The following is a 21578-nucleotide window of genomic DNA, read 5'->3' as shown; positions in this document are numbered from 1 at the left end:
CTCGAGACCAGTTTCCGCATGCTCGAAGCGGTGAAGCAACGCTTCGTCCTCGAATGCGGTGTGCGGGGGTTGAACACGCAGGCCGGAGTGAAGAGCCTGATGGTGTTCCTGCAACAGACCCTCCGGATCTCCCATTTCGACGCGGCTGCCCGAGTGCGGAACGCGGACCGGCTGTCCACGGTGTCCGAAGGGTCGTTCCAGCGGCCGCCGGTGTTCCCGCATATCGCTGCCGCGCAGCGCGCGGGAGAGATTTCCGCCGATCATGTGCAGGCGATCGTGAAGGTCCTGGACCGGATCCCTGCCAGCGTGGAACCGACATTGAAGGAACTCGCTGAACGCTCCCTGACCGACTTCGCGCGCCTCGGTGACCCCAAAGGGGTGACTCAACTCGGTGTCCGGGTCCTGGCCTATGCCGATCCGGATGGGGTGTTGACCGCGGACAAGGACCGGCAGCGGATGCGCGGGATCTGCATCGGGCGCCAGCGCGCGGATGGGATGTTCCCTATTTCGGGTTTGCTGACCCCGGAGTTGGGTGCGGTGTTCCTGCCGATGTTCGCCAAGTTCGCGCGGCCCGGCATGTGCAACCCTGATGATCCCGAGAGCCCGCACACGACCGCGCAACTCGGGATCGACACCGAAACCGAAACCGACGACAGTGACGCCGATGCTGCCACCGTCGCCGCGCGTGCGGTGTTGCGGGCTGCTGCCAAGCGTGATCACCGTAGTGAAGCCCAGCGCAATCACGATGCGTTGCTGCGGTTCCTGCAGCCCGATATGGGGCCCACCAAGCTTGGGTATCACCGTGGGCTGCCGGTCTCGACTGTGGTCACCATGCGGTTGACCGATCTCGAGCAGCGTACCGGGCTGGCTACCACGAACACCGGTGGCACGCTCTCGATCACCGAAGCGATCACGTTGGCCGCGCGGTCCACCCCGTACCTGGTGATCGTGGATGCCAACGGCCGTCCCCTGCACCTGTCCCGTGGTCAACGCCTGGCATCGGTAGAGCAGCGCCTGGCGCTCACCGCGGTCGAGCGCGGGTGCACCCGTCCCGGATGCGACGCCCCCGCCACCCGTTCCGCGGTGCATCACATCAAGGAGTGGGCTGATGGCGGCGAAACCGACATCGAGAATCTGACGTTTGCGTGCGATGCCTGCCACGCGCAGATCAACTCTGGTCCGAACGGCTGGAAAACGATCGTGATGCCGCCCGATTCGGAGCATCCGGGCAAGACAGGGTGGATACCGCCCCCGCATATTGATCCCGCTCGCAGACCTCGGGTGAATTTCCGTCATCATCCGCGTGTGCCGAGTCCTTCGGGTGTGCCGGGTATTCCGGCGCGGCGACTCTGCTAAAGCGCAGCCCTACAGCCGAAAACCCAAAGCCCAGAGCCACACCCCAAGAGCCAAGAGCGGCATCGGTGTTCACTCCAGTGGCCGACGTAGCCCAGACCCACAGGCACCGTGCGCCTTCCAGCGGGGTTCGGGAGGACAAGCACGAACAACGCGGCAGTGCTGGTCATGTCGCCTGCCGTACCCGACTTAGGCTCCCCGGTTGAGAGCCTATTCGTCCTTCCAGCGGGGCTGGATGGCTGTGGGAACCTTCTCGAGACCTACAGACAAAGATCCGTCATCGCTGAATGCTGGTACTGCCTGAGAGGGTGATTGTGGTGAGCGGTAGTCGATTCGAGGCTTGCTTGTACCCCCACCGGTGGTGGATTCCGTTTATCGGCCCGGTAGGGCTGGTACCGCCGTCGAGGCTCCGAACCGGGCCACGCTGCTACTCCGTTATCCAGGCTGCTCTTCCTGCGGTAGGGCACCCCACCGCAGCTTCACTCCCGAAGGTGACAACGCTGGTTCTCGCTATCCAGTCGTCTGTCAACGCAACCATGCTCCCACCGCTCCGATAATCACCGAGCCGGTCAACCTCAAAGGTGCCCCCGAAAGTCTTCCCCTCGGTACGCGCGAATGACTACGCACCCCGCGGCAGCGAAAGCCGGGTACGCCGCCCAACTCAACCCCGGAGCCTGCTTTACCCTGCTCTCCCGAACCCCGCTGGAACGCAACGACACCACCCCACTCGGCTACGTAGGCCACGGACTCGACCACCCCCACCTCCACCTCAAGACAACCAGCTCAGCGCAGTCGGCTCATGAACATGAACAACCACATCGAACCCACTCCGCAACGACGACACTCGAACATAAGCCTCATCATCCCGATCAGCGTCATAAACACCGCTGATGACACGAAGCTTCGTCGCCCCCGTCAACGCGGGATAAGGCCGCAGATCGATCCAGTGCGCAGCAAGCGGAACACTCCCCAGCACGGCATCGAGGAAATCCGAAGGCGGTGCGGGAACACGGGTGATCCCCAGATCACCGTGATGAAATCCGAAGGCGATAGCCGAGTATCCGGCCCCGTAGTGCTCGCGCAGAACGCTGCCGACGGTGTCATGGCCCTCGTCCGTGTCTCCGAAAGACGTTGGCGCAGCGGAAACATGCGCGATGCCGTCCCAGAATATCAATCGCAGTCCCGTCGCGGTCTGCTTCGCGATGAGGTGTGCGGCCAGTGCACCCTCGTCCGAAGCGAATGAGCCGCGCCCCGCGACGCTGTTCTCGTGGAAGTCGACGATCAATTGCATGTGGCCGCTGATATCGGCCGGCAGTTCGGGAATGGCACGCAGCAGAGTGGCTGCGTCTCGAGCGTGCTCGGCGAAGGGCCGTCCCGGATGGAAACCCTTGGCGCGCTGCACATGTTCGTCCACCGTGTGCGCGGTGCGGATGGGGGTGAAGTGGGCGTTCAGCGCGGGTAGTTCGCTCGGCGCGTACTCCTGCACCGCGGTCAGGATGGCGTCGTAGTCGGCCGACTGCGCTTGCGGTGGCCGGATACTCAGGATGCGAATGGGATTGTCCGCGTGGCTGCGGTTGAAGTCGCGGATCCACTCCAGTGCCGCTGCCATTTCCATTGATCGCCAGGGACCCCAGGCATTGGCCAGGGCATCCGCTCCGTTGCCCGTGCCGGTGCGCACGAAGGCGTCGAGTTCGTCGGCGACATCGCCGCTGTCCTGGATAACCAATCCGCGGAAACCGTGATCCGCGAACAATATTCGAGAGATGAGATCGCGGGCGATGAAGGATTCGTGTGCGAAACGAGTGGCATCGCCGATGCCGACCACGGTGGCCGTGGCGAGTGTATCCGCGATGGTGTGCAGGGCTGCCGCATCGAGAGGCTGCGCACCGGATAGCAGATCGGTCAGGTTCGGGCCGGTGGCCGGCGTTGCCGGTGGGGTGGTCGCGCTCATGATTGCCACTGTGCACCCTCAACAAATGTTGAGGTAAAGCCCCTGTGATCCGCCGCACGCGAATTCCTGGCATTCGCGGTGCGGGGGTGCGCTACTTCACCAGCGTGAACTGCATGACGTCGAGGTGCCCGGCTCGGAAGTAATGCGCGCACCCGTCGAGATACTTCAGGTATCGCGCGTAGACCTCTTCCGAGGTCAGCGCTATCGCGCGATCGCGATTGTTGCGCAGTGCCTGTGCCCAGCGATCCAGGGTTTCGGCGTAGTGCGGTTGCAGTGAATGGATGCGCTGGACATGGAATCCGGTGCTCTCGGCCAGTGCCGGGATGGTGTCCGGCTGCGGCAGCTGTCCGCCGGGGAAGATCTCGCGCTTGACGAAGATGTGGAAGAGGGCGTCCGCGCGCGTGACGGGGATGTCGCGGGTGCGCAGTTCAGCGAGAGTGCGGCCGATGATGCTGTGCAGCAATACTCGCCCGTCGGCCGGTGTCGTGTCCCGGCAGCGCTGGAAGAATTCCGGGTAGCGCTCCTTGCGGAAGTGCTCGAACGCGCCGATGCTCACGATGCGATCGGCTTCGCCCCGGTACTCCTCCCACCCCTGCAGCCGGACTTCGGCCACGCGTGCGAGTCCCAGTGCGTCGATGCGCTGTTGCACGTGCCGGTGCTGATTGCGGCTCAGCGTGAGTCCCACTACGCGCACGCCGTAGTGCTGGGCCGCGCGGATCATCGTCGCGCCCCATCCGCAGCCGATGTCGAGCAGTGTCATGCCCGGCTGCAATCGCAGTTTGCCCAGTGCCAGATCGATTTTGGCGGCTTGCGCCTGCTCGAGCGTCATGTGCTCGTCGGTGAAGTACGCGCAGCTGTAGGTCATCGAGGGATCGAGGAATAGCGCGTAGAAGTCGTCGGAGAGATCGTAGTGCGATTGCACCTGCTGGTAGAACGGCGCGAGCTCGGGCATGAGGGGTGCTCCTGGGTAGGTGGTCACCAGGGGATACGCAGCTCTGCTCGCTCTCGTTCTAGATCCATGACACACCGGCGACACACCGGGATTTTCAGACCGAGTTTCTGATTCGACCACCCGCTCTCGGCGTGGCTGCTTTCCTGAAGTGGATTCAGCTTCGTTGCAGCAAACAATGTTTGGCATCATTCGGAGGTTGGGGAACGGCCATGCACCGCACAGGGCTCGAAGAGGTCCGGAACGGGAGGCCGTGGCTGTGGACGGCGCTCGCGGCAATCGTGGTGGTGGGAACGGCGACCTGGGTCATGCGCCCGCAGCCGGTCAGCTGCCGTACGGCCGCGCCGACCACTACCGTGGTCACTCTGCCCGCGCCGAGTACATCCGAAGCTGCTACCACGCAGTCACTTTCACCGCCCACACTCCCGGCGCAGCCGGATCCGACGTTCGGGGAGGCGCGTTTCTACGCGTTCGATACCGGCGTGGCCTGCTCGCTGCCGGATCTGCCGCTGGACGGCTACTACGTGGGCGTCTCGACCGATGAGTACGACGGTTCGGCGCCGTGCGGTTCCTACGTCGACATAGACGGTCCGCTCGGCAGTGTCCGCGCGCAGGTGGTGGATCGCTGTCCGGGCTGTGCGCCGCACCAATACGATTTGAGCCGTGCGGCTTTCGAGGAGATCGCTGATCCGCACGATGGCGTGGCGAAGGTGCGCATCAATCGCGTGCGCGATCCGAATCCGGCTCCCGAGCTCTACTACCGCGTTCAGCAGGGCTCGTCGCGGGATTGGCTGGGGCTGCTGTTCTCCGGCGGTGGCAATCCGATCGGTCAGGTCGCGCTGCTGCGCAATACCGGCGGGGAGTGGATTCCGCTGCGCCGCGGCTATGACAATTACTGGTCCGTCTCGGGTGCGGGTGCGGGTCCGTTCACCGCCGCGATCACCGATGCCTACGGCAATCAGGTACTGGTACCGGATGTCACGATCGCGTCCGGGCAGTTGCGCTACACCGGAATTCGGCTCTACGACATTCCCGATCCGGAGCCCGCGGCTCCCGTCACCACGCGGCCGCAACCGGTCGTGGTCACCACTGTGATCGCGGGCACCGAGCACTGCGATTCGTGACGAGGCACGCTCCGACATACCCGGATTCGTGTGGCATCATCGAGTGGAACGTGTTTCATTTCCGCCTGATGGTGCCGCACGCCGGGAGGCTTTCGATGACGAATTCCAGCTCCACGCAAACGCCACGGGAAGGACGTCGCCGGGGTCGTCGACTGTCCGCTCGTATCTCGACATTGACCGAGGTCCCCGCTGGTTCCATGGTCGAGCTGCCGGGCCGCGGCAGCACCTACGTGGTGGATCTGCCCGGCCCCGCCGCGGATTCGCCGAGCGTGCTGCTGCTGCACGGCATGGCGACCACCGCCATGCTGAACTGGTTCCCGTCGCTGCGTGAGTTGAACGAGCACTTCCGGGTGGTGCTGTTCGATCAGCGGTGGCACGGACACGGAATTCGCTCGGAGCGTTTCGATCTGGACGATCTCGCCGATGACGCGGTCGCGGTGGGGGAGGTGCTGGGCCTGGATCGCCCGATTCTGGCCGGCTATTCGATGGGCGGGATCATCGCTCAGCTCGCCGCGCACCGGCATCCGGACAAGGTGGGCGGACTGGTACTGGCGGCGACCACGTACCGCTTCCAGGAGACGCGCCGCGAGCGCGCTTTCCATCGCGGCTGGGGTGTGGTGGCCGCGTCGCTGGCCGAGATGTCCATGCGCAGAGCCGAATTGCATCGCGACAAGATGCCGGTGCTGCCGGAGTCGTCGTGGCCGGTGGGCCGAGTGGATCGCTGGGCCATGTCCGAGATGCGCAGTACGAGTGGCTGGGCGCTGGCCCAGGCGCTGGCGGTACTGGGACGTTTCGATGCCTCGGAGTGGCTGGGAAGTCTGAAGGTGCCCACGGCGGTGGTGATCACCACGCGCGATCGGGCGCTGCCGGTCCATCGGCAGCTGGAGATGGCGAAATTGATTCCGGGAGCGGAGATATTCCTCGCCAAGGCCGGTCATGCGGCCTGCGCACTCGAGGCGGACGTCTTTGTCCCGATTTTCCTCGAGGCCTGTCTAGCGGTTGCGGAGCGGCGTTGACCCGTTAGGGGTCAGTGCTTTTCGCGGGCTGCCTTGAGCAGCGCGGTGATCACCTCGGGGACGGCGTCGGCGATCTGCTCCACGTCGGGGACCAGTTCCTCGCACGCGATGAAGCCGAAGTCGAGGTTGCCGTTGTTGGAGATCACGGTCGAGGTGAGCCCCGCGCCGTGGAATACCGGCCCGAATGGATACATCGAGGCGACGCGCACGCCGAGGAAGTACATGGGGAAGTTCGGCCCTGGCACGTTCGAGATCACCAGGTTGTGCACGACCGGGTGATGCTCGGCGAGTTTGAACGAGGAGTACGCTCGCGCGGCGAGTTGAAAAGTGTTGGGCGGAGCGTACTTCGCCCAATCCTGCAGGAAGTCCGCACCGATCATGCTGTGCTCCTCCTTGGCGCCCCGATTGTCCTCGGCGATGGCCAGCAGGCGGGCGACCGGATCCGCGAGGTCGGAGTGCAGTCGCGCGAAGATGGTGGATACCTTGTTCGTGCCCTCCTCGTGCCGTGAGGTGTCGTGCGTGGAAACCGGAACCGAGGCGATGAGCGAGGTTTCGGGCAGTTCCCCGTGCGATTCGAGGTACTCGCGCAGTGCGCCGCCGACCACAGCCAGCACCACGTCGTTGACCTTGACCTCGAAGGCCGTCTTTATCTCCTTGATATCCGCGAGGTCCGACTGCACGAAGGACACCGAGCGATGCGGTGTGATAGCTCGATTGAAGGGCGTGCGCGGTGCGGTGAAGGGCAGGGGCATGCCGCGGCCGCTGCCCGAGCGCCGGCGCTGCACCAGATCGCCGAGGATGCCGACCGTCTTGGGCACCAGCCCGACCAGTCCGAGTTTGCCGGGCAGGTGGACCAGGGCGTCGACGGCGAGCCGCACATCACCGGGTTCGGCTTCGGCGGCCGGGGTTTCGGCGGGCGGGGTGTGCGAGACGCCCGGCTCGATATCGCACAGGTGCATCATCATGTTGGTGCCGGTGATGCCGTCGACGATGGCGTGGTGGTATTTGGACACGATGGCGGCCCTGCCGTTCGGCAGGCCCTGCACCACCCACATCTCCCACAGTGGTCGCCGCCGGTCCAGCGGCTGCCCCGCGATCTCCGCGGTGATGTCCGCCAATTCCCGGCGCCCGCCGCCCTCGGGCAGTTCGACGCGGCGGACGTGGTATCCGAGATCGAAGTCCGGATCCGCGGCCCACACCGGGTGATCGAGGTTGAACGGCACCGTGTGCAGGCGGCGCGTCATGGCGGGGATGAGGTGCAGCCGGTTGCCCAGTTCGGCCTTGAAGGTCTCGAAGTCGAAGTCCACGCCGTCGGCGGCGGGGTCGACTATGAGCAGTGCGCACACGTGCAGGAGTTGGGTGTCTGTTTCGAGATAGAGGAAGCTCGCATCGAGCCCGGTAAGTCGTTCCATACCAACACACTATGAGAACTGGTTCCTGCTTGCGTGCCGATTGCGGTACCGCGCCGCGCCGGTTCGATGCGCTTTCGTTGCCTCAAAGTAGCTTGTAGATAACAAGTTTCATGATGATACAAATCGGCCCCAATTGGGTATCTCTCCAGTAGAACTCGTTGCCGCCGCTATCGGCGTCCGTACCTTGGGTCACATGGCCGGGTGAAGTGTCACTTGTCACTGACAAGAGTCACTCGGCCTCTCACAACGGCGTGAGAGGGTGAGAACAATGGGCGACCGAAAGGTTCTGCTGGCTGTAAATTGGCGAATGGCTTGGGTTTTCGCCGCCATGCTGATGGTGGTGAGTCTCTTCTACTACCCGGCTCCGCAGGCGCACGCGAACTGGTGCGCGGATGTGGACGTCGTGGTGGCGCGGGGCACGGGCGAACCCGGCTGGCTCGGAGACGTGGTGGGCAATCAGCTCTACGGCATGCTGCAGGATCGGCTGCCGGTGTCGATGAGTGCGTACCCCGTCGCGTATCCGGCGGACTACAGCTTCAACATCGGCGCGGGGAGCGCGAATCTGGTGGGGCACTTGGCCGCTCAGGCGGCGGCGTGCCCGGATCAGCGTTTCGTGCTCGTCGGCTACTCGCAGGGTGCGGCCGTGGTGCACGCGGCGCTGGGCACCGGTGCGGTGAGCTGGTACCCCGGCCGGGTGCAGCTGCCCGGCGAGCTGGGTGATCGCGTTGCGGCCATTCTGCTCTTCGGTGACGCGATGCAGGCCGCTGGTCAGAGTGTGCCCGGCTGGTATGCCGGTCGTACCGGAAGCTGGTGCACCGGTGGGGATCCCATTTGCGGTGCGGGCGTCAACGCGGCCGCGCACGTGAGCTACGGCGGCAGCTTCGTCGCCGCGGCGAACTTCGCCGCTGACCGGATATAGGCATCGGGGCGGGCCCGAATCTCGGGAGATTCCAGGTGCTCGTACCTGAAGCCCCGCCTGCCATTTCCGGTCCGGCCTCCGATGATTCGGCCCGGTGGGAACAGTCCCGCCGGGCCGAATCGCTGTGTGCGGGTGTGTGGTCCGGCCGGTTCGGGCCTACCAGTGCAGGCCGGGGACAGCGTTGGTGAAGCGCGCGGCCCCGCCGGACAGGCCCATGAGCGGCTGCACGATCGGCGCGAGCGCCAGCAGCGGACTGCGGCCGGCGGGTTCGGTCTCGGCGTTCGAGTCGCCGGTCGTGAGTCCCGCGACGGGGGCGGCGGCGGCCTTGGACTCGCCGAACATCCGGAAGCCCTGGTGCAGGATGGCGCGCTTCACCGACGGCATGACGGTGTCGACGAGTTGCGCGAAAGTCCCGATGGGGGTGTCGATTCGGCTGGGACGGTGTTCGAGCGCCCGCACCACCAGGTCCGCCGCCTGCTCGGGCGAGTGCACCGGAATCGAGCGGTACAGATCGGTCGGGGCGATCATCGCGGTGCGGACCAGCGGCATGCGGACCGAGGTGAAAGTGATTCCGGCGTCGGCGTTCTCGACCGCGGCGATCTCGCTGAAGTTGTCCAGCGCCGATTTGCTCGCGACGTAGGCCGCGAATCGCGGCACCTTGGTCTGCACGGCGATGGAGGAGATGTTGACGAAGTGCCCGAAGCGGCGTTCGCGCATGGACGGTAGCAGCGCCAGGATGAGCCGGACCGCGCCGAAGTAGTTGACCGCCATGGTCCGCTCGAAATCGTGCATGCGATCGGTGGAGTTGAGCACCGAACGCCGGATGGAGCGGCCCGCGTTGTTCACCGCGTAGTCGACGTGCCCGTGGTCGGCGAGCACCTGCTTGACCAGCAGCTCCACCGACTTCTCATCGGTGATGTCGCAAACGTACGCCTGGGCCGCACCGCTGCGGTCGCGCACCTGCGCGGCCGCGGCCTCGATGTCCTCGGGGGTGCGCGCCACCATGAGCACGGTCGCGCCGCGCGCGGCGACGGCGTGCGCGGTGGCCAGGCCGATGCCCGAGGACGCGCCCGTGACCAGGACGATGCGGCCCGTCAGCGGATCGCCGTCGTGGCGGCGCGCGCGGTCGGGATCGAGGTTGGCGCGCCAGTACGACCAGAGCTTGTCGGCGTAGTCGGCGAAGGCGGGCACCTCGATGCCGGTGCCGCGCAACTGCGCCCGGGTGAAGTCGGAGGAGAACACCGATTCGAAGGCGGTGTGCGGGGCCACCTCGGCGGGAATTCCCAAGCGCTCCAGCACTAGATCCCGCAGGACGGGCACGCCGGGAATGGCGCCGAGTGCGTGCAGGGCGCCGTGGCTGCCGGGCACGGTGCCGATGCCGGTGGGCGCGCCCGCGGCGCGGGCCAGGGCGGCGTAGATGTCGCCGAACGGCTGCGGTTCGGGGTTGGTCAGGTGGAAGGTGCGGCCGATGAGTCCGGGCTTGGTGATGAGTTCGACCATCGCCGCGCAGACGTAGTCCACCGGAACGATATTGGTCGAGCCCAGGTCCGGGATGGGCACCGGGAGCTCGGACGGCAGCGCCGCGAGCCCGTCGATGGCGGCGAAGAAGTAGTACGGACCGTCGATCTTGTCCATCTCGCCCGTGCGGGAATCGCCGACCACGATGGCCGGGCGGTACACGCGCCAGCGCAGCTCGCGGCTCTCGCGGACCAGCTTCTCGGCCTCGAACTTGGTGCGGTGGTACGGGGAGTTCAGGTTCTGCCCGAGGTCGAAGTCGTCCTCGAAGAATTTGCCCTTGTGATCGCCGGCGACCGCGACCGAGGAGACGTGGTGCAGGACCGCGCCGAGTTCGGTGGTCAGTTCGATGACCGCGCGGGTGCCCGCGACGTTGGCCGCGTAGGTGGCGTCCTCGTCGGCGGTCATGTCGTAGATCGCGCCCAGATGCACCACGTGGTCGGCGCGCGGGAGCTCGCGGTTGCCGTCGGCGTCGACCGGCAGGCCCAGGCCCGGCGCGGTGAGGTCGCCGACCAGCGGGAAGACGCGATCCGGCGCGCCCCAGCTCTCGGCCATCTCCCGCAGCTTGGCGACCGACGCCTCGCGGACCAGGGCGTGCACCACGGCCTGCGGGTCCCGCTCGAGCAGGCTCGCGACCACCCGGCGGCCCAGGAAACCGGTACCGCCCGTGACGATGTAGGAAACCATCGTCCCTCCTAACGAACTTGTTGGTGCGCAACGTTGTTCGTCCGACATGCGTCGGTGGATGTGGACGAGAAGAAAAGGGTTGGCCCCTTAGCAGAAAGCCGGGCCGAGGTAGGAACACCATCGTGCCTAACTGGTGGGTAACTTTACCGACCCGCAAATGCCCCCTCAACCAAAACGGGCTTTCCGGCCCTGTGGGAATGGTCACCACGGTGTAATTCGAGTTGTTGTGTGTGACAACGAGTTTGATGTAACCGGCGGAATCAGTTGATAATTCGGAACCCGGCGCCGGATCGATCTGTGTGCCCCGTCACGCGAATGCCTGGTATTCGCTGTATGTCCGAATCGCCACGCCGAGCGTGCGAATTCGCTGGTGAGCGTCCCGAGCGTCGATCTGCGGATATGTTTTCCCCGTCTGTGTCGATGTCGGATTCGCAGGAGGAAGTCGGTGATTCACCAGCTCGACCTACCGCCGTCCGGGGTGCGCACCCGCGCCGAATTCGACTCGCTGCCGGGCCTGCCGCGCGGGTGGGCCTGGGAACTGAGATCCGGCAGATTGGAGCTGACCCGTATGCCCGTCACGTTCTGGTACTCCCGGTCCGTGATCGATGTCCTCGAGTTCTGGCGCCGGTTCGGGTACGAGAGCGCCAGTGATCAATACGTGGCCGACAGCGGCTTCGCCCGTGGCGATACCGGGCAGCACAACTTCGTGGCCGACGGCGTGGTGTTCCGCCCCGGCCACAGACCGGACAAGCACAGCACCACGCACGATCCGGCCCAGATCTTCGCCGTCATCGAGGCCGTCTCGCAGGACGCCCAGGTGCGCGAGGCGATCGACAAGCTGCGCGTCTACGCCGCCCTCGGCATTCCCAACTACTGGATCGTGCGGGGCGACACGGCGGCCGAGGACATGGACGGATACATCAGCATGTACGAACTGGTCGGCGCAGAATACAAACTGACCGGCAGCCGCCGCGTATCGGAACTGCCCGCCTCCTGACCCGGCGACGATCGGCGAATCCATGCAGTCAGCGCGTGCCCGCTGGGGCAGCCTGTTGTTCACGGTGGTGGTGCCCGGCACCGTCGCGGGCCTCGTCCCGTTTCTGATCAGCCGCTGGCGCATCGAACACGATCTGCATCCCGAGGGCGTGTTGCAGTTGATCGGGGTGCTGCTCATCTTCGCCGGTCTGCCGGTGCTGCTCGCCGCTGTCTACCGGTTCGCCACCGACGGGCGGGGCACGCCCGCGCCGATCGCCCCGACCGAGCAACTGGTACTCGGCGGCCCGAACCGGTTCGTGCGCAATCCCATGTACCTGTCGGTGGTGCTGTTGATCATCGGGCAGGCGTTCCTGTTCGGGAACAGTCACGTGCTCTGGTACGGGGTCCTGGTGGCGGCGGTCCAGGCGTTGTTCGTCCGGTTCTACGAGGAGCCCGCCCTGCATCGGCGCTTCGGCGCGGACTACGACCGCTATCGCGCGGGCGTTCCCGCCTGGATTCCGCGCCGCACGCCCTGGCAGCCCTAGCCCAGGCGATAGGCGTCGGCGGCGTTGCCCGCGTAGAAGTAGCCCGCCTCCTGATCGGTGGCGTCACCGGCGACCAGGCCATCGACGATGGCGAGCAGTTCCGGGTGGGCGCCGCCGGGCGCGGGCAGCTCGGAGGCGAACATGAGCCGCCGCCAGCCCCAGAGCTGTACGCCGCTCTCGAGCCAGTACTCGAGTCCCGACCGGCTCGGGTGCGGGCAGATCGCGCCGAGCCCGGAGAGCTTGCACAGCCACGGGGTCTCCTTGGCGGCCAGCGACAGCGCGTTGTGCCAGACCGCCTTGGCTTCGGCGTCCACGCCCTGCGGCGAGCCGAGGTGTTCGAGCACCACCCGCAGTGCGGGATAGCCGGCCAGGAAGTCGATCCAGTCCAGCATCTCTTCGGGCCGGGCGGCCAGATCCAGGACGGCGTCGCGGTCCTGGAGCCAGGCGGCGACGGTCTCGGCGGCCGCGGTGTTCGGGGCCAGCCCGCGCGGAACGCGGATGCCGCGGAACGCCACGCTGCGTGCCTGCTGCTCCAGGTGATCCACGAGTTCGGGCGCGGACAGCGCGGGATCGATGCCGCCGAGCAGCGCCACCGGCCGCGCGTCGGCGGCGGCGAGCGTCTCGATCCAGCGGGTCTCGGCGAGGTAGGCGTGCGGGGCGGTGGCGGCCGAGACGTGCACCAGCCCGGCGATCTCGAGCTCGCCGGCCGCCCGCTCGTAGTCGGCGAGCAGGAAGCTCTCGATCGCCCCGGATGTGCCGGTGGCGGTGGCGGATTCGGCCGCGCCGGGATACCACGGCCGGGTGGCGTCCCGCAGGTGCAGGTGGGCGTCTACGACGGGGTGGGTGGGCATCGTGGCTTCTCCTCATCGGTACGCAATCCATGAATAGTCGGTCAGCGCTGGAATTGCGACACATCTGCGCCAATCGCCGGGAATTGGCTCGAATGAGGCGGATTCGGTTCGTGGCGGGTGTTCAGTCCGCGACGCGGTCGGCCAGCCGGCGCGGCTCGGCTCGCGCGCGCAGCGCCGGGGCGACCGGCCGGCCGCGCAGCAGGCCGTGCACGCTGCCCTGTTCGAGCGCTGTGCGGTAGACGGCGGCCGCGTCGCGGGCGGCCTCGACGGTCAGCTCGATGTCGGCGGCGGTGTGCGCGGCCGAGGTGACGAACGACTGCCCCAGCACGCCGCGTTCGAGCAGTTCCTGTAGGAACAATGTCCGATATGACTGGGCGGGAACGCCGTTCGCGTCCGCGGTGCGAAACACCGCGCACGAGGGGCGGCCGGTCACCGACAGGTGCTCGCCGATGCCGAGGCCGGCCGCGACGGCGTTGACCCCGGCGCTCAGTTCGCGGCCCGCGGCTTCCATCCGGCCTACCGGATCCTCGGTCCGGTAGGCGTGCACGACCGCCCGGAACGCCGCCAGCGCACCGGTTTCCGGGCCGTGCGTGGTGGAGAGCAGGAACACGCGGTCGGCGTCGGTGCGCAGCCCGCCCAGTTCCATGAATTCGCGCTTACCGGCCAGGGCGGCGAGCGGGAAGCCGTTGCCCATGGCCTTGCCCCAGCAGGACAGATCCGGCCGCACCCCGTACACCGCCTGTGCGCCACCGGCGGCCCAGCGGAAGCCGGTGATCATCTCGTCGAAGATCAGCAGCGCGCCGTGCCGATCGCACAGCGCCCGAACGCCTTCGAGGAAGCCGGGCGCCGGTTCTGCGAGCGCGGTGGCCTGTTCCATGACCACGCACGCGACCCGGTGGCCTTCGAGCGCGTCGGCCAGCGACACCAGATCGTTGAATCGGAACCGCACCGTGCGGGTCCGCGGAATGCCCGCGTTCATGGGCGTGGAGCCGATGAACCAGTCGTCCACCGAGAAGAACGGCTGATCGCATACGGCCACGGTGTGGCGGCCGGTGGCCGCCCGCGCGAGCCGCACCGCGGCGGTGGTGGCATCCGAGCCGTTCTTGGCGAACTTCACCATGTCCGCGCCGGGCACCAGTTCCAGGAAGTCCTGTGCGGCAAGCAGTTCGAGTTCGGTGGGGCGGGAGAAGCTCACCCCGTCGGCGACCGCGCGCGCGACCGCCTCGACCACCGGCGCGTATCCGTGCCCCAGGGTGACCGAGCGCAGGCCCATGCCGTACTCGACGTACTCGTTCCCGTCGCAATCCCACACCCGTGCCCCGGCGCCGCGCACCAGGATCGGCGCCATCTGCTCGGGGTACTGATCCGAACCCCGGGCGTAGGTGTGCGCCCCGCCCGGCACCACATCGTGCAGCGCGGCCTGAATCGCATTGCTGCGGGTGAAATCACGCATGCCGAACGTCCCTCCTGCGGGCACGGTTGTCCGAAGAAGGATCGACGGCGGATGTGATCGCCGCGATCGAGCGCCGTGCCATCCCACCGGCCCGGCGCCCCCCAATGCCCCTGCGGCGCAAGTGTAAGTCACTTCACCCAGGTGGGCGCGCTACCGCGGAGCAACATCCGCCTGCGCTCCCGGTGGCTCAGAGCGCGTTCGCGATGAGTGCGTACTGGGCGCTCACCTTCTGCCGGGCATCCTCGTGCGAGTCCGAATTGACGATGGCGACATAGCGTTTGTAGGCGACGTAGCACCGGTACAGATCATCGGTGGTGCGGTGGAAGCAGCTCGCGCCCGGCAGTTCCTCGGGGGCGGCGGCGGGGACGAACGCCGCGCCGATGACCCCGGTGAGTCCGGTGAGCAGGTTGATCGCCGCGCCGCCGTCGCGTGCGCGCACCAGGGAGCCGTCGTCCACGATGGCCAGGCGGTCCGCGCCGGTGTCGGTGAACAGGCGCTCGGTGCGGGATTGGTCGGCCGAATTGTGCAGGAAGGCAACGGGGGAGTAGACGGCGAAGGAGTCGGGGTCGGGGGTGCGCGAACCGCGATGGGCCGTGACCACCCGCGCCAGCAGGTTGTCCGGATCCACCTTCAGCTCCGCGATGTCCTCCGCCGGGGTCGGTGCGAAGGAGTCCAGCAGTCGGACCTGGGCGTCGAGTGTCTTGCGCACCCATTCGGTGAGGTCGGCGCCATCGGCGCGCGGCCGCTGCACCAGCAGTGATATGACGAAATCCCCGTGCGCCATGAAGGTTCCGACGTTCGCCACGCCGGGCCGCCAGTGGATGAAGGCGTCGGGGAAGGCGGTCAGATTCAGCCGCCTGTTCTGGTCCGCGGCGACGGCGAAGTCGACGTCCTCCAGTTCGCGGGCGGCGAGCTTTGCGGCCGCGGCGCTGGGAAAGCGCAGCAGCAGAACGGTGACCGAGGTCGTGGTGGCGGCGGGCCGCTCGGACCCGGCCGGATCGGCGGCGTCGGCGCTGCCCGCCGCGTAGCCGGTGATCAGCTCCTGGCGTTCGAGCACCGCTGCCGAATCCGAAGCCAGGAAGCCGGATTCGGCGTCGGCGGCGTCCAGCACCACGCGGCCGCCGCGACCCGAGGTCAGCGTCGCGTCGATCGCGGGTCCGATCGGCACCGCCCCGGACATGCGCATGCCCTCGAGCAGTGAGCCGTTGTCGCGCGCGTCCTGGTCGTAGCGATAGCGATCCACCGGGTACGCGCCCGTATCCAGGGTGCGGACGTCGAGCTCGGCGGGGACCGGATGACCGGCGACGCCGCAGGCGGTGAGCCCGGCGAGAGCTACGGCCAGCAGATATCGGGACAGGGGCGGGAATGTGCGACGTGACGTACGCGGCATGGTGACCTCGATTCCGCTCGGTCCCACGCTGCGACCGGGGACCGCTGTCCACCCAATTGTGCGTTACCGTGGTCGGCAGTAGGCGGTAGTCGGAGGTAGTGGGGATTTGGCCAGGACACTCGCGCCGGGGCAGTCATTCGCGGGCTATCTGATCGAACGACTGCTGGGTGTCGGCGGCATGGGGGAGGTCTATCTCGCCAGGGACCGGGACCTGCCCCGGCAGGTCGCGCTGAAGCTGCTGAATCCCGCCGTGGCCGACAATCCCGAAGTGCGCGCGCGGTTCCTGCGGGAGGCCGATACCGCCGCCCGGCTGGCGCATCCCAACATCGTCGCGGTCTACGCGCGCGGGCGGGAGCAGGACCGGCTGTGGATGGCCATGCAGTACATCGAGGGCACCGATGTGGCGGCCGCACTGGCCGAAGGGCCGCTGCGGCCCGATCACGCCGTGCGGATTCTCGGTGAGACCGCCGCGGCGCTGGATCACGCGCATCGCGCGGGCGTGCTGCACCGCGATGTGAAGCCGGCCAACATCCTGCTGGCCTGGGGGCCGGAACAGCGGGTGTTCCTGGCGGACTTCGGCATCGCCAAGGCGCTGGACCAGACCAGCCAGCTCACCCGCACCGGGGAGATGTACGCCAGCTTCCAGTACGCCGCGCCCGAACAGTTCGAGCTGCGCGCGGACATGGATCACCGCGCGGACGTCTACGCCCTGGGCTGCACGCTGTTCCACATGCTCACCGGCGGGTTGCCGTACCCGGGGGCGAGCACCGCGCAACTGGTGAACGGGCATCTCAACGGCGAGATTCCGCGGCCGAGTCATCGAAACCCGGGCCTGTCCATGGCGTTCGACGAGGTCATCGCGCGGGCCATGGCCAAGGACCGGGATCGGCGCTACGGCAGCTGCGGGGAGCTGGCCCGGGCCGCCGCCCGCGCCCTGGCCGAACCCGTGCGGGTCTACGACGGGCCGGACCGTGCGACCGGCGGTGCGCATCCGGGCTTCGGCACCACCCGAACCGGCTCCGGCGCACCGGGACCCACGCAGCCGGGGATGGGCGGGTCCGGCCCGTTCCGCCCCGGGCCGGGCGGCGCGGGCGGGCGTCCGGGTGCAACCGGGCCCCGGCCGATGCCGACCGGACCGACGCGCACCGGCTTCGAGCCGACGCGGTACGCCGATCGACCGCGGACAGGAACACCGTCGACCGGAACACCACCAACCGGTGTCCCGCACGGCAGCGCCGGGCATGGGAGCGGCGCGCACGGCACAGCTCCGCGCGGGAGCACCCCGCACGGGAGCGCCCCCAGCAGCAGCGCGCACGGCAGCGCTCAGTACAACAGCGCCCAGCACGGCAGCGGTGTGCCGTATCTCGCGTCCGGCGGGGATCGCCGCGGCCCGGCGTCCGTCGACCAGGGTGGTGTGCCGACCGTTCACGGCTCGCCCGGTTCCACAGCAGCGCAGGAAAACTCCGCACCGCGCGGTCGCCGCCGCAGGTGGCTGCTCGTCGCGCTGATCGCGGTCCTGGTGCTCGCCGCGGGCGTCGGGGTGGGGCTGGGCACCGGCACCCTGCGGCTGCGGATCGGCGGCAGCGACACCGCGATCACCTCGACCACCGCGGCCGGCGACGGCGGGCCCGCGGTCACCGATCCGAGCCGGGCCGCGGCCATCGCGGCGGCCTGCGATTACGGGCTGCTGATGAACACCTACGACTACGGCGATGGCGACGGGTGGCAGCGCAAGGTGCTGGCCGGAGCCACCGGAACCTGGAAGACCCAGGCGGGCCAGCTGCTGCCCGCGATTCGGCTGCTGCTGGAGGCGGATTCGGAACACACCCGCGGCACCGACGCGAAATGCGCGATCACCTCCGGCAATTCCACGCATTATGAGCTCACCGCCGAGATGACCCTGGTCAACTCGACGCAGGGCAAGCCCGATACCACCGAACAGCAGACCATCACCATGTCCATGGATTACGTGGACGGGCGCTGGCTGTGCAGTAAGTGGGTCAGCCCGCTGTTCCCCGCCTGAGCGCTCGAACCCGGTCCGGGGCTCGCGCGTATGCCCTGCTGGCCGGTGCCCCGCCGGTCCCGTGCCCTGGAGGACCTATGCGAGCCCGTACCGGATCATCGATGGCCCGCGCGCTGACCGGCGTGTGCGCCGCGGCGGTGCTGACGATCGCGACGGGCACGGGAATCAGCGCCGCCCAACCGGGTTCGATCCAGGAGCGGTTGCGGGTGCTGCTCGATGACACCGTGCGCGGCAGTGACGTCCCGGGCGCGCAGCTGGTGTTCACCGAGCGCGGCGGTGAGTTCCGGATCACCGGCGGGGTGGGCGATCTCGGCACGGGTGCGGGATTCCCGGACGATGCCCAGGTGCGAATCGCCAGTAATACCAAGGTTTTCGTCGCCGCGGTCGTGCTGCAATTGGCGGGCGAGGGCCGCATAGCGCTGGACGAACCACTGGAACGGTATATGCCGGGGGAGGTGCGCGGTCCCGGCGGGGACGGCACCGTCATCACGGTCCGGAATCTGCTGCAGCACACCAGCGGAATTCCGGACTATCTGAGCGAGCTGAACCTGGAATCGGTGGACGCGCTGCGCCGGGCCCGCCCGCCGGGCGAATTGATCGGCCTCGGCCTGGCCCGGCCCGCGGAGTTCGAACCGGGTTCGCGCGCACAGTATTCCAATACCAACTACCTGCTCGCGGGCGAACTCGTGCACCGCGTGACCGGCGTGCCGGTGGGTGTCGAAGTGACCCGGCGCATCCTGCTGCCGCAGGGCCTGAACGACACCTACTGGCCGCTCGCGCCGGTGGAACAGGTGCTGCGCGGACCGCACGCGCGCGCCTATCACCAATTCGGCGACGCGCGAGTCGATGTCACCGATATCGACGCCGGGTGGGGGCTGCCCGACGGCGTGATGGTCTCCACCGGAGCGGATCTGAACCGCTTCTTCATGGCGCTGCTGTCCGGGCAGGTCCTCGGGCCGGCCGAGCTCGCCGAGATGCAGCGTACGGTTCCCAGCGGAGATCTGCGGAGGCAGGAGGAATTCGGGCTCGGTCTGTTCGGCTGGGTCACCTCATGTGGTCTTCAGGTCTGGGGGCACGGGGGCACCATGCACGGCACCTTCGTATACGGCGGCGCGACCGCGGATCGCTCGATCACGGTGAGTATGAATCAGATTCCCGATATTCTCGCCGCGCGCACCGCCGGCGTCGATCTGGACGAGGTGGTTGATACCGCGCTCTGCTCGGTATAGCGCGATCCCCGGGCGCGGCATAGCGCTGACCCCCGCCTCGGTGTAGCGCGAACCTCCCGGCGTGGGTTAGATTTCGCGGGGAATTACCGGCGCGACGCCGGAACTTCGGAAGGACGAGTGTGGGGACTTCTGGCGCGGGGGACGGTGCCGGGGAAATTCGAGTACTGGTCGACAATGGCGAGTACGCACTACGTAATCGGGGCGATCTGGCCCTGATGGCCATGACGGTGGAGCGCCTGCGCGAGCGCTGGAGCCGGGCCCGCATCGGCATGCTCACCGATGAGCCGCACCTGCTGCGCGCGGTGCTGCCGCAGGCCGAGCCGATTCCCGCCGGGGGTGGCGGGCACTGGGGCAGAAGCGGTTTCATCGGTCAGCTCGATCAACTGGCGGGCGCCCGGGTCACCGGGCCCGCGGTGCGGCGATGGCGGCACGTCACCGACGCGCCGCTGGGCACCCTGCGCGAGGTGCGCGCCCGGGTGCGCACGGAGGTGCTCGCCCGCACCGGCAGCGCGCCCGAGGTGGCCGGAATGCCGCCGCTGCCGCCGGTGCCGGCGGCCGTGGCCGAATCCTCGCTGGTGATCGCCCAGGGCGGGCAGTACCTGGCCGACGCGGATCGCTACCAGGCCCACCGCACCCTCAATCTGCTCGAACACGCGCAGCGCCTGGGCATTCCGACCGCCATGCTCGGTCAGGGCCTGGGGCCCATGCGGGATCCGGAGTTGCTGCGCCGGGCCGCCGAAGTGCTGCCGGGTGTGGACTTCATCGGGGTGCGTGATCGGCTCTTCGGCCCGCCGCTGCTCGCCGAACTGGGCGTGCCCGCCGAACGCGTCCTGGTCACCGGCGACGACGCGGTGGAATTCGGATATCGGCTGCGCCGCCCCGAGATCGGCGGGGAACTGGGTCTGTGCGCGACCGTGTCCGGCGCCGCGCGCACCGCCCTGGACGCCGCCGTGCGGGTCAGCACGCTCGGGCCGGTGCGCCCGATCGACAACAGAGCCGGAACGGCCGAAAGCCTGGCGCGCTGTGTTGCCCGCTGCCGCGTGCTGGTCACCGGCGCCTTCCACCCCGCGGTTTTCGCACTGTCGCAAGGTATTCCGGCGGTCGCTGTAACGGCCTCTCGGCACTACGACGACAAGTTCAGTGGATTGGCCGATATGTTCGGTACCGGGTTGCGCGTGGTGCATCTCGACGCCGAAGACCTCGAATCTGGGCTGGCGAACGCGGTCCGGGAGCTGTGGGAGGCGGCGCCCGAGCTGCGCGATACGCTGCAGCAACGCGCTGTCGAGCAGATCGACGATGCCCGAACGGGTTTGGAGCGCGTCTGCCAACTCGTGCGGGTGCGGTCCGCGAGCCGGTCCAACTGAATCCGCGCGAGTGCTCAGGGGGAAACTTGGCCATCCTGTCGGTGTGTGTTCCGGTGCACGATGCCGGACCCGGCCTGGCGGCGACGCTACGCTCGATTGTGGACCAGGACACCGAGATCGAGGTGGTGGTCCTGGACAACACCGGTCACGACGAGACCGCCGACATCGCGAGCGCCTTCGACGATCCGCGACTGCGTGTGGTGCGCAATACCGAGGTGCTGCCCGCCGGTGAGAACTGGAACAAGGCGGTGTGGCTGTCCACCGGCCGCCTGGTGAAAGTGGTGCGCCCGGGCGAGCTGCTGCTGCCCGGGGCGCTGGACAAACAGCGTGAACTCATGGGTGACAACGGCATCGCGGTGTGCGCCGCCCGGTATCGGCGGCTCGCCGCCGGCGGCCGGATCGAACGGGCGGATCTGGGGCTGTCGAATCTGCTGGGGCCGTGTGATTCCCGGGCGCTGCTGCGGACCCTGGTCTGGCGCGGTGCGGCCGATTTCGGGCCCACGGCGGCGGCGGTCTTCCGGCGCCGGGACTTCGACCGCGTCGGCGGCTTCCGCGGTGATCTGCTCGCCGCGGTCGATGTGGACCTGTTCGCCCGGGTGTGCGCCTTCGGCCGTTTCTTCGGGATGGCGGAGAACCTGGCGGCCCGCGCCGCCACGCCGCCGGCCTCCGGCTTGGGCGAACTGGGCGAGGCGCTGCGTTTCCATCATCGAATGGGTGCGGAGTATCCCGAATTGCTCGGGCGCGCCATCGTATTGGGCGGTGATCTGCGCCTGGCTCGCTCCGCGGTGGAACGGCTGCGGCTCCGGGCGGCGCGCTCGCGCC

The 21578-nt window shown here is 67.9% G+C and carries 17 protein-coding genes; 10 read left to right on the top strand and 7 right to left on the bottom strand.

Going from position 1 to position 21578, the window contains the following annotated elements:
* The coding region (locus tag ABZ319_RS34840) for a DUF222 domain-containing protein (protein ID WP_354990818.1) at positions 1–1356 on the top strand (1356 nt) is incomplete at its 5' end.
* Between the two features lie 766 nt (positions 1357–2122).
* Here ABZ319_RS34840 and ABZ319_RS34835 read toward each other — a convergent pair.
* Positions 2123–3304, bottom strand: a complete 1182-nt coding sequence (locus ABZ319_RS34835; protein WP_354990817.1) for an erythromycin esterase family protein — start codon at positions 3302–3304, stop codon at positions 2123–2125.
* A gap of 91 nt (positions 3305–3395) precedes the next feature.
* Positions 3396–4256: a cyclopropane mycolic acid synthase family methyltransferase gene (locus ABZ319_RS34830; protein ID WP_354990816.1), complete on the bottom strand. Its 861-nt coding sequence runs from the start codon at positions 4254–4256 to the stop codon at positions 3396–3398.
* Positions 4257–4465: 209 nt separating this feature from the next.
* Here ABZ319_RS34830 and ABZ319_RS34825 point away from each other — a divergent pair, with 209 nt between their 5' ends.
* Positions 4466–5377 (top strand): expansin EXLX1 family cellulose-binding protein, encoded by a 912-nt coding sequence (locus tag ABZ319_RS34825; protein ID WP_354990815.1) that lies wholly within the window; start codon positions 4466–4468, stop codon positions 5375–5377.
* A 173-nt stretch (positions 5378–5550) separates the two neighbouring features.
* The gene (locus ABZ319_RS34820) at positions 5551–6393 is read left to right on the top strand and encodes an alpha/beta fold hydrolase (RefSeq protein WP_354990814.1); all 843 of its coding nucleotides are present in this window, start codon (positions 5551–5553) and stop codon (positions 6391–6393) included.
* Between the two features lie 11 nt (positions 6394–6404).
* Here ABZ319_RS34820 and ABZ319_RS34815 read toward each other — a convergent pair whose 3' ends face one another.
* Positions 6405–7805 (bottom strand): wax ester/triacylglycerol synthase family O-acyltransferase, encoded by a 1401-nt coding sequence (locus ABZ319_RS34815; protein WP_354990813.1) that lies wholly within the window; start codon positions 7803–7805, stop codon positions 6405–6407.
* 307 nt (positions 7806–8112) lie between these two features.
* On the opposite strand from ABZ319_RS34815, the gene ABZ319_RS34810 reads away from it, so the two are divergent.
* Entirely contained in the window at positions 8113–8724 is a 612-nt protein-coding gene (locus tag ABZ319_RS34810) for a cutinase family protein (RefSeq protein ID WP_354990812.1), read from the top strand.
* Between the two features lie 156 nt (positions 8725–8880).
* Here the strand turns inward: ABZ319_RS34810 and ABZ319_RS34805 are convergent, their stop codons facing one another.
* Positions 8881–10926 carry an SDR family oxidoreductase gene (locus ABZ319_RS34805; protein ID WP_354990811.1) on the bottom strand — a complete coding sequence of 682 codons (2046 nt, stop codon included), beginning with the start codon at positions 10924–10926 and terminating at the stop codon, positions 8881–8883.
* A 445-nt stretch (positions 10927–11371) separates the two neighbouring features.
* On the opposite strand from ABZ319_RS34805, the gene ABZ319_RS34800 reads away from it, so the two are divergent.
* Both ABZ319_RS34800 and ABZ319_RS34795 read left to right on the top strand, forming a co-directional pair.
* A complete protein-coding gene (locus tag ABZ319_RS34800) occupies positions 11372–11923 on the top strand; it encodes a Uma2 family endonuclease (RefSeq protein ID WP_354990810.1) in 552 nt (183 codons plus the stop codon).
* Between the two features lie 22 nt (positions 11924–11945).
* Positions 11946–12446: an isoprenylcysteine carboxylmethyltransferase family protein gene (locus ABZ319_RS34795; protein WP_354990809.1), complete on the top strand. Its 501-nt coding sequence runs from the start codon at positions 11946–11948 to the stop codon at positions 12444–12446.
* Here ABZ319_RS34795 and ABZ319_RS34790 read toward each other — a convergent pair.
* The 3 genes from ABZ319_RS34790 to ABZ319_RS34780 all read right to left on the bottom strand — a co-directional run bounded on the left by ABZ319_RS34790 (position 12443) and on the right by ABZ319_RS34780 (position 16140).
* A complete protein-coding gene (locus tag ABZ319_RS34790; protein ID WP_354990808.1) occupies positions 12443–13297 on the bottom strand; it encodes an amidohydrolase family protein in 855 nt (284 codons plus the stop codon). The two genes, ABZ319_RS34795 and ABZ319_RS34790, sit on opposite strands and share 4 nt — an antisense overlap.
* A gap of 121 nt (positions 13298–13418) precedes the next feature.
* Complete coding sequence (locus tag ABZ319_RS34785; protein WP_354990807.1) at positions 13419–14750, bottom strand: glutamate-1-semialdehyde 2,1-aminomutase; 1332 nt, start codon at positions 14748–14750, stop codon at positions 13419–13421.
* 187 nt (positions 14751–14937) lie between these two features.
* Positions 14938–16140 (bottom strand): hypothetical protein, encoded by a 1203-nt coding sequence (locus ABZ319_RS34780; RefSeq protein WP_354990806.1) that lies wholly within the window; start codon positions 16138–16140, stop codon positions 14938–14940.
* Positions 16141–16246: 106 nt separating this feature from the next.
* Between ABZ319_RS34780 and ABZ319_RS34775 the strand changes: the two genes are divergently transcribed.
* From ABZ319_RS34775 to ABZ319_RS34760, 4 genes are all read left to right on the top strand, one after another.
* A complete protein-coding gene (locus ABZ319_RS34775) occupies positions 16247–18163 on the top strand; it encodes a protein kinase (RefSeq protein WP_354990805.1) in 1917 nt (638 codons plus the stop codon).
* A gap of 77 nt (positions 18164–18240) precedes the next feature.
* Complete coding sequence (locus ABZ319_RS34770; protein ID WP_354990804.1) at positions 18241–19392, top strand: serine hydrolase domain-containing protein; 1152 nt, start codon at positions 18241–18243, stop codon at positions 19390–19392.
* 119 nt (positions 19393–19511) lie between these two features.
* Positions 19512–20756 (top strand): polysaccharide pyruvyl transferase family protein, encoded by a 1245-nt coding sequence (locus ABZ319_RS34765; protein ID WP_354990803.1) that lies wholly within the window; start codon positions 19512–19514, stop codon positions 20754–20756.
* A gap of 26 nt (positions 20757–20782) precedes the next feature.
* On the top strand, positions 20783–21578 hold a 796-nt coding region (locus tag ABZ319_RS34760), incomplete at its 3' end, for a glycosyltransferase (protein WP_354990802.1).

Origin of the sequence: Nocardia sp. NPDC005978 (genome assembly GCF_040614455.1) — a bacterium.
Classification (GTDB): Bacteria; Actinomycetota; Actinomycetes; order Mycobacteriales; family Mycobacteriaceae; genus Nocardia.
Note: the sequence above shows the minus strand (reverse complement) of the source record. Positions and strands in the feature narration are given on the sequence as shown.